The 13,134-nt window shown below is 52.6% G+C and carries 7 protein-coding genes and 1 pseudogene; 7 read left to right on the top strand and 1 reads right to left on the bottom strand.

Annotated elements, in window-relative coordinates; translation table 11 throughout:
- Positions 1–83: pseudogene (locus V6B97_RS15830) on the bottom strand (IS1595 family transposase); the annotation flags it as partial.
- Between the two features lie 137 nt (positions 84–220).
- On the opposite strand from V6B97_RS15830, the gene V6B97_RS15825 reads away from it, so the two are divergent.
- Genes V6B97_RS15825 through V6B97_RS15795 form a run of 7 tightly spaced genes read left to right on the top strand, consistent with a single transcriptional unit; the run spans position 221 to position 13,133 of the window.
- Positions 221–934 carry a hypothetical protein gene (locus V6B97_RS15825; protein ID WP_333507494.1) on the top strand — a complete coding sequence of 238 codons (714 nt, stop codon included), beginning with the start codon at positions 221–223 and terminating at the stop codon, positions 932–934.
- Positions 921–1,472, top strand: coding sequence for a BREX protein BrxB domain-containing protein (locus V6B97_RS15820; protein WP_333507493.1), 552 nt, complete (start codon positions 921–923; stop codon positions 1,470–1,472). The genes V6B97_RS15825 and V6B97_RS15820 overlap by 14 nt, the downstream gene beginning before the upstream one ends.
- Positions 1,473–1,485: 13 nt before the next feature.
- Positions 1,486–4,923 (top strand): BREX system P-loop protein BrxC, encoded by a 3,438-nt coding sequence (gene brxC, locus V6B97_RS15815; protein WP_333507492.1) that lies wholly within the window; start codon positions 1,486–1,488, stop codon positions 4,921–4,923.
- Positions 4,924–4,933: 10 nt separating this feature from the next.
- On the top strand, positions 4,934–6,268 hold the full coding sequence (locus tag V6B97_RS15810; protein ID WP_333507491.1) for an AAA family ATPase: 1,335 nt from the start codon (positions 4,934–4,936) through the stop codon (positions 6,266–6,268).
- Positions 6,269–6,979, top strand: a complete 711-nt coding sequence (locus V6B97_RS15805; protein ID WP_333507490.1) for an HNH endonuclease — start codon at positions 6,269–6,271, stop codon at positions 6,977–6,979.
- Positions 6,979–10,314 carry an Eco57I restriction-modification methylase domain-containing protein gene (locus V6B97_RS15800; protein WP_333507489.1) on the top strand — a complete coding sequence of 1,112 codons (3,336 nt, stop codon included), beginning with the start codon at positions 6,979–6,981 and terminating at the stop codon, positions 10,312–10,314. Before V6B97_RS15805 ends, V6B97_RS15800 begins: the two co-directional genes overlap by 1 nt.
- Positions 10,311–13,133, top strand: coding sequence for a TrlF family AAA-like ATPase (locus V6B97_RS15795; RefSeq protein WP_333507488.1), 2,823 nt, complete (start codon positions 10,311–10,313; stop codon positions 13,131–13,133). Before V6B97_RS15800 ends, V6B97_RS15795 begins: the two co-directional genes overlap by 4 nt.
- Position 13,134: the final 1 nt, after the last annotated feature.

Below are 13,134 nucleotides of genomic sequence, written 5' to 3'. Positions count from 1 at the left end.
GTTTTGGTGGCATCAATATCGATGCAAAAGCATTCAGCAATTTTTCCGATTTTGTAGCGGCTTAATTTGCTGTTTTTAAACATGATTCTAGCCTATCAGGGCTTGGCCTGATGGTCTAGAGCCTTCTAAATATAGCAGGATAGAAATGCTATCTGATAGCGTTTTGATACGGTTTGGGTTTAGCCTTGGTCGGGGTGGAGCGCATACGTCAAGGACCATGATGCTTGACGAACTCAGCATTTTGCTTGCTCATGTGACAAATCAATATGCAGAAAAGGATGAGTATAGGTTTGCAATATGCGATAGTAATTGCCTTGGGAAAAGGTCTGGGAAAACACGAACTCTTACCTATCGACATTTAGTTGATATTTATTCTCTTGACTTCAAAAATGTAATTTTTAGAGCGCTTCTTTATTTTTGGAATAGGGATTTATATGGACGTTCACTGATAGCTATGCTTTGCGCATATGCTCGTGATGCAGTTTTTCGCTCTACATCACATTTCATTTTAAATTTTCCTGAGGGTGCAATAATAACGCGTGAATCTCTTGAGGCGTTTATTGACCGCCAAGATCCTGGCCGCTTCAGTAAGGCAACGCTGAAGTCAACGGCGCAAAATATCAATTCGACTTGGACTAAATCAGGCCACGTATGTGGTCGCGTCCGAAAAGTACGCTCTCGCGCCAATCCTACCGCCGGGAGTGTTTCTTACGCCTTGCTCCTTGGCTACCTCACTGGTGTGCGGGGGCAAGCGCTTTTTCAAACCGAATATGCCAAGCTGCTTGATTGTACTGCCGATAAAGCCATAGAACTTGCCGAAGATGCCTCACGCAAGGGGTGGATTATATTCAAGCGAGTGGGCGACGTTATCGAAGTTTTATTTCCGAATTTGATCAATACCAGTGAACTGGAGTGGCTTCGTGAGCAAAATTAGACGGCTTATACAGTCATACAGTAAATATGTATCTGTTCCTTGGCGAGATGATGCTGCAGCAGCTCAGCGCGTTATCTTTTGTGTATACAACGAAAATGAAGAACGTTGGCTGCGTGCAAAAATTGATGAATTTGAGATTGTTACGAGGCGAGCTGGTCACAAATGGGCCATATTCGACATAACGGATACCTTTGCCGTTTGGCTTGCTTCGCAACGATACGTCAAAAGTTATTTCCAGAAGCCACACCTGCTTTCCACGTTGTTGCCGAAATACCTCTCGTTTATTGCCGAGGAATTCGAGGTCTTCATCCAAAAGAACAACATCGGAGCTGATTCCGTCGTTGCTCTGAATGGCGTTGGGTCGCTTTTCGGGTTTTTGAAAGTTAAGGAAGTCGTCAATATGTTGGCCCCCATGGTTAAAGGGCGGCTGCTGGTTTTCTTCCCAGGTAGCTATGAAAACAACAACTACAGGCTGCTGGATGGCTATGACGGGTGGAATTATCTCGCGGTGCCGATCACTGCGGATAAAGAATATTGAACGAGGTGTTGGGATGAATAATTGCGATATTTACCAAAAAAATCCGGCTACCCGAAAACTGGTCAATGAGGGCGTGGCAAGCGTCAACGACGAAATGACTAGTCAGGCGCTGGCGGTGCTCCGTTACGAGTTGGAGACCTTCGTATGTGACGGGCAATACGAAAAGGGGATGTCGCACATCCTCGATACCTATCTGAAAAATATCGATCAGGCACAGCAACCCGCCGTTTGGGTCAGTGGTTTTTACGGATCCGGCAAATCACATCTTGTCAAAATGCTCCGTGCGCTTTGGGTTGATACGGTCTTTGAGGATGGCGCTACGGCACGCGGCATTGCCAACTTGCCGCAAGGAATCATTGATAATTTTAAGGAACTGAGCACTCAAGCCAAACGCCATGGGGGGCTGCACGCCGCGTCCGGGACATTGGGAGCCGGTGCGAGCGGGAGTGTTCGGCTGGCACTCCTGCGTATCATATTCAAATCCGCAGAGTTGCCTGAACAGTACCCGGTTGCCCGCTTCGTCATGTGGCTTAAACACGAAGGCATCTATGACCAGGTCCGCGCCCATATTGAACAAAATGGCTTCAACTGGGACGAGGAACTGGACAACTTCTACGTGGCTGAGGGGCTTCACGGCGCCTTGGTTCAAGCAAAGCCCAAGCTCTTCTCATCCCCCGCATCCTGCGTCGAGACCCTGAACAATCTTTATCCCTATGTTCAGGATGTTTCGAGCGATGACATGCTCAAGGCCATTCGGCTAGCGCTGACGAAGGATGGCAAGTTTCCGCTGACATTGGTGGTACTCGATGAGGTGCAGCAGTACATAGGCGAAGACAGCCAGCGCTCCATTGACGTCCAGGAGGCGGTGGAAGCCTGCAGCAAAAACATTGGTGGCAAACTGCTATTCATCGGCACCGGGCAGACCGCCGTGACCGGCACCAGCAATCTGAAGAAGCTTGAAGGGCGTTTCACTATTAGAGTGGAACTTTCCGATGCCGACGTTGATGCGGTCATTCGCAAGGTCATTCTGGCCAAGAAGCCGGAAGCAAAGGCGCCCATCGAGCAGATTATGCAGACTAATCTGGGCGAGATATCCCGACACGTTGCGGGTTCGACCATTGGTCACAGGCAAGACGACTTTCAATATTTTTCCCAAGACTATCCCATTCTTCCAGTGCGCCGCCGTTTTTGGGAAAACACCCTCCGGGTTCTCGATCAAACCGGAACCGACAGCCAGCTTCGTAACCAGCTCAGCATGGTTCACAAAGTCATCCAGACCAACCTGAATGCCCCCTTGGGCCATGTCGTACCGACCGACTATCTCTATTTCGACTCTGCCGACAAGCTGTTGCAGTCGCGCATCCTGCCCCGCAAGGTCCACGAAAAGACCATGAGTTGGAATAAGGGGTCGGAAGACGAACAGCTTATGGCTCGTGCTTGCGGCCTGGTATTTCTTATCAACAAGCTTGGCAGCCAGAACAACGAAATTGGCATTCGGGCCACTACTGATACCCTTGCCGATCTTTTGGTCGAAAACCTTTCTTGTGGCAGCAGCAGTTTGCGCAGTAAGTTGCCAGCCCTTTTGGGTAAATGCGAATTGTTGATGAGGGTTGGTGATGAATACCGCATCCAGACCGAAGAGAGCGCGGCGTGGAGCGATGAATTTTTAAGCCAGCGTTCTGCCCTGTCCAACGAGACGCACCGTATCGAGGCCGAACGCGATGACCGCATCCGCAAGAAATTCGGCGAAATGGTGCGCAAGCTCTCCCTGACGCAGGGTAGTTCAAAGGTCTCCCGCGACATCTATCCGGTGTTTGACGCTCAGCTTCCCACCGATGCCGCTCAACGCATTTGCGTTTGGGTTCGCGACGGCTGGAGCATTGACGAAAACTCAGTGCGGGCCGATTCAAGGCAATCTGGCAACCAGTCCCCGACCGTTTTTGTGTTCATCCCCAAACGCTCGGCCGATGACCTCCGCCACCATCTTATCGATTACAAGGCCGCCAGCGCTACGCTGGATAAGCGCGGTGTTCCCAACACCCCAGAAGGCACCGAAGCCCGAGCGGCGATGGAGACCACCAAGCAGACCGCCGAGGGTAAGATTCGGGAGTTGCTCGAAGAAGCCTTCTCCGGTGCCCGCGTCTTTCAGGGTGGAGGCAACGAAATCCTCGGTAACGATCTACAGGAGATGGTGCTCGAAGCATCCGGCAACGCGCTGCAACGGCTCTATCCGCAGTTCCATACCGCCGACCACGTGGGCTGGTCTAAGGTTTATGAAAAAGCTCAGAAAGGCGCTCCTGACGCGCTTAAGGCCGTCGGTGACGAAGGCGAACCCGCTAAGAATCCGGTGTGCAAAGCCGTTCTCGGTTTCATCGCTGGTGGCAAAAAAGGTGCGGACATTCGTACTCAGTTTGAGTCTGCACCTTACGGGTGGTCGCGTGACGCCGTGGACGGAGGGCTGCAGGTGTTGTTGGTGGCCGGGCTGATCCGAGCTCAGGATGAGCGCGGCCAGACCCTTGACCCGAAGGAACTGGAGCGCAAGGCCGTCGGTAGGGTGTTGTTCAAGGTGGAATCCGCCACCGTTACCACCGCCCAGCGCATTCAGATTCGCAAGCTGTTGCAGAAGGTCGGCCTCTCAGCCAAACAGGGCGAAGAACTGGCCTCCATACAGCAGTTCCTGCAGAAAATGGTGGCGCTTGCCGACCAGGCTGGCGGCGAGGCACCGAAACCGGCCCGGCCGGACACCGCCCCCCTCGATGAAATCCGCCTCACCGCGGGCAATGAGCAACTGCTTGCCCTCTACAACCGACGCGAAGAGTTGGGCGGCAACATCGATAGCTGGACCGATCTCGGCGAGCGCATCGCCAAGCGTTGGCCTAACTGGACCGTTTTAAAGCGCCTGATGCGCCACGCCTCCGGGCTTCAAGACGCCGAGGTCATCCTGGCCCAGGTGAAGACCATTGAGCAGCAGCGCCAGCTACTCGAAGAACCCGACCTGGTCGGGCCGCTGATCGCCAACCTGACCCAGATGCTGCGCGATGAGCTCAACAAGCTCGATGGCGAGTATGCCGTCCGTCATGCGGAGGGTCTCAAGCGCCTTGCGGATGACAGTAACTGGCAGCAACTGGAGCCGGAGCAGCGCTATCAGCTTATGTCCGCTCAGTTTCTGCACGAGTCCGCTCGGCCCAAGGTGGCGGTGCAGTCTACCGGCGATGTCCTGACAACCCTGGACAACTGCGCCCTGTCGATGTTTGTCGACCGAGTGGCGGCCATGCCCACCCGCTTTGAGAACGTTGCCAGCGGTGCCGCCGAGTTGTGCGAGCCTAAGGCACAGTTCATTCAGGTGCCTCGACGTACGTTGAAAACCATTGATGAAATCGATGCCTGGATCGACGACGTGAAGCAACAACTCAAGGGTGCCTTAGAAAACGGACCGGTAGTGATTCGCTAGGGAGGAGAAAATGAAAATTCAAAATCTTTTTATCCGAAATTTTCGAAGGTATGATGATGCAGTTTTCTGTTTTCACGAAAATTTCAATGTCCTGATCGGGAATAATGGCAAGGGGAAGACCACGATTCTTGATGCCTTGGCAATAATGATGAACACGTATTTTCAAGGGTCTGGAATTCCAACTGGCGTGGGTGGCATAAAAACAGACGATGCGCGTCTTAGTGTCAGGGAGAAAGAAGGACAAACCTTCCGCGAACGGCAGTCTCAAGTCTGGTTAAAAGCATCTGCTCAAATAGATGGGCAAATTTGGGAATGGCAACGCGACAAAGGCGATCGCGGTGGGAAAGCTAAGGAATTTGTCAGTTTTGGTGCACAGGCAAGAGAAGCTGTCAAGCAGGGGGGCAATCATAGCCTGCCGCTTCTTTTATATTACGGGGCCGGGCGGTTATGGAACATTCATCGTAATATCCAGACTGAAAAGCCAGGTTCTCAGTTGGATGCCTATCGCTACTGCCTTGATCCAAAATCTGATCAGAATGCTTTTGAAAAATGGTTCAAAAAACTAGCCTATTCCGAATTGCAGAAAAGGCAAAAGATTCCAGCTATTGATGTAGTAAAAGATGTTGTGCTTTGCTGTACGCCGGGGGCATTAAATTTTTATTATGATACGGGTGAAGATCAGATCATGATACTATTGGAACATGAAGGTTTAATACCCTTCAACTATTTGAGCGATGGTTTCCGGAATATGGTTGCCATGGTCGCCGACATCGCGCATCGAGCTTCTCGTCTTAATCCTCATTTGGCAAGTAATGCTGCAAAAGAAACTACAGGTGTTGTGCTTATCGATGAAATCGATCTGCACTTACATCCTAAATGGCAACGCCGTGTGGCCACCGATCTTCAGAAGGCATTTCCTAAATTGCAATTTATCGCCACAACGCATTCTCCTTTTATTCTCCAATCTTTGAAACCGGGACAGGTTGTTGATTTGGAGGAGGTGCTTCCTGCTGATAAAGCGAGTGAGCTCCAGTATGGCGTTGCTGCTCCCGGGCCTGACAATTCCTTTAGCAATCGTTCCATCGAGGATATAGTTGAGGAGATTATGAATGTCTCGGTGCCACAGCGGAGCGAACGATATCAGCATATGTATGAGGCAGATCGAAAGTATTATAGCGTTTTGCAAGATGCAAAAGACGCTGATGAAGCTTATAAAGAGCACCTCAAGCAAGAGCTGGATAAGCTGTCAGCCATCTACAGTGACAATGTCGCCTACCACGCCTTTCTAGAAATGGAACGGATGGCTGCTGGCATGGGAAAAACAAGGAAAGAGAGAGGGGAATAGATGCGTCCTGTTATCCGAGGGGGCAGACCGACAGATGACCAGGAGCATGACATCAAGTTTTGTGACTATGTCAATGCGCGAGGCGAATTGATTCGTCGAATGGGAGAGTACTGTTCTTATTGTGAAATGCATTTGGATGCATCCTTAGCTGTTGAACATGTACAGCCTAAACAGCCTCGGGGTGTCGACCTGGTAGACCAAGAGCGTGCCCTGAACTGGGATAACTTTCTTTTGGCATGCACAAATTGCAATTCCACGAAAGGAGATACTAATATTAATTTGGATGAATATATCTGGCCGGATCGTGACAATACATTCCGTGCTTTGAAATATTCTGAAGGAGGCATTGTATCCTATGGAATTGATGGAGAAATAGCACGTAAGGCAATCAACACAATCAAACTGACAGGTATAGATAAAACTCCAAAAGACACTAAAGCCTCGGATCGAAGGTGGTTCAATCGAAGGGAAGCTTGGGATATTGCAATGCGTTCACGCAATCGTTTGGCCAACAATGACAACAATTATTTTAGAGAGCAAATTGTTGATACAGCATTGGCGAATGGATTTTGGAGCGTTTGGATGACCGTTTTTAAGGATGATTCCAATATGCTCAGCCGTTTCTTGCAGGCATTTCCTGGGACCTGCCAAAAATGCTTTGATGCAGAGAACGGCTACAACGCTGTTGCAAGGCAAGGAGGGCAGTGCTGATGCAGTCGCTGGATAAAACCCTAAGAAGCCGACTCGAACGCACCATCAAGGATGCGCGTGATATTGCCGAGGACGCTGCCCGTGCCGCGCTGGAACAACTCGGTGTGGGAGAAGCCGCGCCCTTTGCCCACCTGAGCGAACAGGACCGGGAGCTGCGCCGTAAACTGCGCGTCCACGGCCGTCAACTGGGCGATTCCCTCAATGGCGGCAAGATCCAGACCATGGACCGCCTGATCGAAGAGGTCGCCTACGAGCACTGGCACCGCATGCTATTCGCCCGCTTCCTGGCCGAGAACAATCTGCTGATGTATCCCGACCCGGACGATCCGGTGGCGGTCACCCTCGAAGAGTGTGAGGACCTCGCTGCCGATGAAGGCGCGGCCAACGGTTGGGAGCTGGCCGCCCGGTTTGCCGCCCGCATGCTGCCGCAGATCTTCCGGCTCGATTCACCTGTTTTTCATCTGGTCCTGCCGCCCGAGTATCAGCAGAAATTAGAGCGCCTGGTGGCCGACCTGGAGCTTCCGGTCTTCACCGCCTCCGACAGTTTGGGGTGGGTCTATCAGTTCTGGCAGGCCAAGAAGAAGGACGAGGTTAATGCCTCCGAGGTCAAGATCGGCGCACGGGAGCTGCCTGCCGTCACCCAGCTCTTCACTGAGCCCTACATGGTCAGCTTCCTGCTCGACAACTCCCTCGGAGCCTGGTGGGCGGCAAAACGGCTCACCGAGGCCGATCTCCAAAACGCCAGCAGCGAAGCGGAACTGCGCCGGAAGGCGGCGATCCCCGGTGTGCCGCTGGACTATCTGCGTTTTGTGCAGCAGGAAGATGGCCCCTGGGCACCGGCGGCCGGAACCTTCGACGGCTGGCCTGAGCAACTCGCCGAACTGAAGACCCTCGACCCCTGCTGCGGCTCGGGCCACTTTCTGGTGGCAGCCTTCCTGATGCTGGTGCCGATGCGCATGGAGCGCGACGGTCTTTCCGCCAGGGAGGCGGTGGATGCGGTGCTGCGGGAAAACATCCATGGCCTGGAGCTGGACCAACGCTGCGTGGAGCTGGCCGCCTTTGCCCTGGCGCTGACCGCGTGGAAATACCCGAGCGCTGGCGGCTACCGGGTGTTGCCGGAATTGAATGTTGCCTGCTCTGGGTTGTCGATCAGCGCCAAGAAAGAGGAATGGCTGGCACTAGCCGGGGCCAACACCAATCTGCGAATAGCGCTTGAAGGGCTTTACAAGCAGTTTAAAGACGCACCGGTACTCGGCAGCCTGATCAATCCAGAAACAAGCTTGGGCAAAGGTTCACTGTTTGAATTGAGGTGGGAAGAGGTTGGGCCGCTGCTAAATAAAGCGTTGGCAGGTGAGAAGGATAATGAAAAGACGGAGATGGGTGTTGTAGCCCGTGGGTTAGCAAAAGCATCTACAACTTTAGGATGCAAGTATTCGTTTGTTTTTACAAACGTCCCCTATCTAGGAAGAGGGAAACAAAACAACACTCTTTTTGATTTCCTTGAAAGAAACTATCCTAATTCTAAATGGGATCTAGCTACTGCGTTCATTGATCGCTGTATTGATTTAAGTTTAGCATCAGGCCTGATTTGTGTTGTCTCCCCGCAAAACTGGTATTTTTCGGCACGCTACAAATCGTTTCGCAATACGCTACTTTCAAAACGAGGAATCGTAGGTTGCTGCCGACTTGGATCTGGAGCATTTTCTAGTATTACAGGCGAGGTTGTTAAGGTAGGGCTTTCATTAATCAGTGCATCAAAAGTCAAAAATTTATTTTTGGTCGATGCAAACGACACATCTGGGACTGAGAATAAAGCATTTGATATTATTGACTCGAAGATTTCACTTAGATCAATTTCCGAAGTTTATGATGCACCTGATCATCGAATTATGTTCGGAGATCATGCGAGTGATGGCGTTCTCCTTGAGAACTTAGCAACCTGCTACCAGGGGTTGGTAACGGGTGACTCAAACAGGTTTCTTACTTGCTTCTGGGAAATACTGCCTGTAAACGGCTGGAACCCTTTTGTTAATGCGAGAAAAGGGAGCAACCTCGGTCTCAACAATTACATTCTTTGGGAACAAGGCCGAGGGCGTCTCCATGAATATGCAAAGGAAACGAGAGCTCGACTTCATGACATGCATGAAAGTGGCAACTTGGCATGGGGCAGCAAAGGAATAGCTATAGGAAGAGTAACGCGGCAAGTTGCACCGTACTTTGGTCATCAGTTTGATAATTCCGTAGCTGTAATAACTCCAAAGAAAACTGAAGATCTAAATGGTCTATATGCTTTTACTAATTCACCGGAATTTCAACAGCAGCTGCAGCTATTGGATCAAAAGCTGAGTTTAACAAACGCAACCATATTAAAAGTATTTTATGATTCTGATAAATGGCAAAGCACTAATGGTTTCCCAGAATTAAGGACTGATGACCCGACACAGTGGGCTTTCCATGGGCATCCTATATCAAGCGAAGAACCTCTCCACGTTGCTGTCGCCCGCCTCCTCGGCTATCGCTGGCCTGCCGAGTTGGATGCAAGCATGGAACTGGCCGACGAGCAGCGCGAATGGGTCAAGCGCTGCGAATCCTTGGCTGGCTACGCCGATGATGACGGCATCGTCTGCATTCCGCCGGTACGGGGCGAGGCTTCAGCGTCCGACCGCCTGCTGAACCTGCTGGCCGCCTCCTATGGCGATGCCTGGTCCAACGACACTTTGGCCGCGCTGCTCAAAAGCGCCGACCACGCGGGCAAGACGCTGGAGACCTGGCTGCGGGAGAAGTTCTTCGCCCAACACTGCAAGCTGTTCCAGCATCGTCCCTTCATCTGGCACATCTGGGATGGCCTGCGCGACGGCTTCGCCGCTCTGGTCAACTACCACAAGCTCGACGCCAAGCTGCTGGAGACCCTGATCTACACCTACCTGGGCGACTGGATCAGCCGCCAGAAGCAGGACATCGTAAGCCACGTGGATGGCGCTCAGGAACGCCTGGCTGCCGCAGAAAGCCTCAAGAAAAAGCTGGAGCTGATCCTCGAAGGCGAAGCGCCCTACGACATATTCGTGCGCTGGAAACCACTGGAAAAACAGCCCATCGGCTGGGACCCGGATCTCAACGACGGCGTGCGCCTCAACATCCGCCCGTTCCTCAGCGTGCCCGATGTTGGCAAGAGAGGCGCGGGCGTCCTGCGCGACAAACCCAACATCAACTGGAACAAGGACCGGGGCAAGGACGTGGAATCCGCCCCCTGGTATCACGTCTTTGACGGCGACCGCATCAACGACCACCACCTGACCCTGGCCGAGAAACGCGCCGCAAGGGAGGCCGCCGAATGACCTCCTGGTACAAAGGAATGTGCTGGTTGAAATGCGACCTGCAGATGCAGACGCCTGCGGATGCGCGGCATTGGGCTGGAGACCGCCTCGAAGCCGGACAAGAGGCTGTCGCAGCGAAGGCGTTTGCGGAAGCCTGTTATCAACAGCGTCTGGATGTGGTGGGTATTACCGACCACAACTTTCTGAGCAAGGACTTTATTCCACATCTGCAGACTGCGTTCGATGAGATTGAGCGGGATTTCAGCCACAAGATCACCTTGTTTCCAGGGTTTGAGTTCGAGGCGGCTGGTGTTGGCAGAGGCGTCCATGTTCTTTGTCTTTTCGAACCCGGGACGGACCTTACCCGGCTGGACTCGATTCTTACGGAATGCGGCGTGAGCTACCCGAGAATGAACGCCGCCGGTCAGCTCGAAAAATCAGACAAAAATCTGAAAGAGATCTTACGCACCACCCAAGACAAGTATGGCGGAATCGTCATCATGCCGCATGCAACCAGTAACGACGGCATTTTCGACAGCGATTCGATAGCGGAATGGTTGCAACAGGATCAATTCACGAATCCTGATCTGCTTGCGGTAGAAGTGCCAAAGCCTGTTCACTTGATGAGCGCTGGATATCAGCGGCTTCTGCGTTCTGGAGACGATTGTCAGCCAGGCTGGAAGCGCATTCGCCCCATTGCCACACTCATGTCTTCGGACAACAAGAAGCTGGTCGACTTCGATGAGCATCAGAAGCCGACGCCTAACAGCATTGGCTACCGGTACTCATGGTTCAAAATGTCCGAGCCCTCCATCGAATCGCTCCGCCAGGCGTTCCTCGACCATGAATCCCGCATCATTTTGCCGGAAGATGTAACAACAGATACGCACCCCGCACAGCGTGTTCGTCAGGCGACCATCAAGTCGATCTCGATCAAGAACGTGGCGTTCCTGGCCGATCAGCAGGTGCATTTTTCCCCCAACATGAACTGTGTCATTGGGGGCCGAGGCAGCGGGAAATCCACTCTGCTTGAATACCTGCGAATCATCCTTGGAAAGGACAAATCGAAGGATCTTGATTACGGGACCAAAGAGCGGATCAAACGAGTACGCGATACGTTGAACGAACCCCGCGCAGAAGTCGAAGTGTGCTGGGTCAGCGCGGATGGCGTCGAAGATCGTATCGTTTGGCAAAACGGCAGCCCAACCGTGCAGGGTCGCGACCTGGCCGATCCTGAAACCTTTTTCAATAGCTTGCCTCTTCGCTTTTACAGCCAGCAGCAGCTCAACCGGCTGACCGAGTCGAAAATCGATGACGGAAGCGTTCGGCAGGCTCAACGGCTGCTGGAGCTGGTCGACGGATTCACCAAAAACGAACTGGATGAGCTGGCAGATCGGGAGCACAAGCTCAAGCTGCAAATCCAGGACGCATTTTCCAATCTCCGCAAGGCCAAGACACTCGAAAAGGATTACAAGCGGCTCCAGCAAGAGCATCAAGAACTGGACCGGCAATGGAAGGCCCGAAGCGAGATTCAAGAGGATGCCCGCCAACACCAACTCCTCAAGGCCGAGGCACGTTACCTCGAAGGGCTTGCAGGAACACCAGGCAAGCAGTTCACCGACGTTGCCTCCCTGGCCGAGACAATCGCCGCATCGCACGTAGCATTTCAGGTTACAGATTCAACTCACGCGGCTTGGTTTAGGCAATTCGACGATAAGGTAAAGGCCGCCAAGGATTCGTTGGCCCGAACTATCCGCGATGCCGTCGAGCAATTCGAAGCCGCTGTCGAGGATCTTAAAACCAACGATCCGGCATGGAATGCGATCAGGGAGGAACTGGATCAGGCCGACGCCAAGTTCAGTGAAGCCTGCGCGGCTAAAGGTCTGACAACGGATGATGTTGGCCATCTTCAGGAAATCAATCAATCACGCACCAAGAAACAGCGGGAGATTGATGAAACCGGGGCTGAAATTCAGCGGCTAAAAGAAGCTGCGGGAGACACCGGTCTGCTCATGCAGCAGTTGCATCAGATCTGGCGAGATCAATTCCAGAAGCGCGTTGAAGCCGCCGAACGAGCCAATGAACTCGCTGTACTAAACGAAGGCAGGCAGCGTTTTATCGAGGTCTCAGCAAAATACCAGCAAGATCATAAAAATTTCCGGGAGCTCTGGCAGAGCTTTGCGCCCTCTGATGGGCGGACGCGGCTAGGTAAAAATTGGGAAAGTTGTGGGGAGACGCTCTATACGCTGTTTACCGGACAGGAAGATGCTGAGTCGCCCTGGCAAGTTCTGGAAGAGCGTTTGTCTGTGGAGCAAGGTTCGACAGGGCCGGATTTCGGGTCGAACAGCCAAGATCTGTTCCAGCACATTCAAGACAATCTTGAACGTTGGGAAAAACTGCGCTGCTCTCGGGTACAAGACACCGTCGACATGAAACTGTTTCGGGCGGATGGATCGACTGCAGGCAGTATCGCCGAAGGTTCCCTCTCTGACGGTCAGCGAAACACCGCCGCCCTTGCACTGTTGCTGGCGCAGGAAGGTGGGCCGTTGGTCATCGATCAGCCCGAGGATGAGTTGGACTCCAACTTTGTGTTCCGGGAGCTGATCCCGATGCTGCGCAAAGTGAAATCGAAGCGTCAACTCATCATGGCTACGCACAACGCCAATCTGCCGGTAAACGGAGATGCCGAGCTGGTCTACGCCTTCGAAGCCCGAGACGGCAAAGGTGAAGCCCTTGCTTGCGGGGGGCTTGATCAGGCGTCTGTAACCAAGGCTGTTCTCGACATCATGGAAGGGACGGAAGAAGCATTCCGCCGTAGACGTGAGAAATACCATTTTTGAG

The organism is Nitratidesulfovibrio sp. 1201_IL3209 (assembly GCF_036763125.1).
GTDB lineage: Bacteria > Desulfobacterota > Desulfovibrionia > Desulfovibrionales > Desulfovibrionaceae > Cupidesulfovibrio.
The sequence above is the reverse complement of the archived record's forward strand: the minus strand, read 5'-3'. Positions and strand labels throughout refer to the sequence as shown.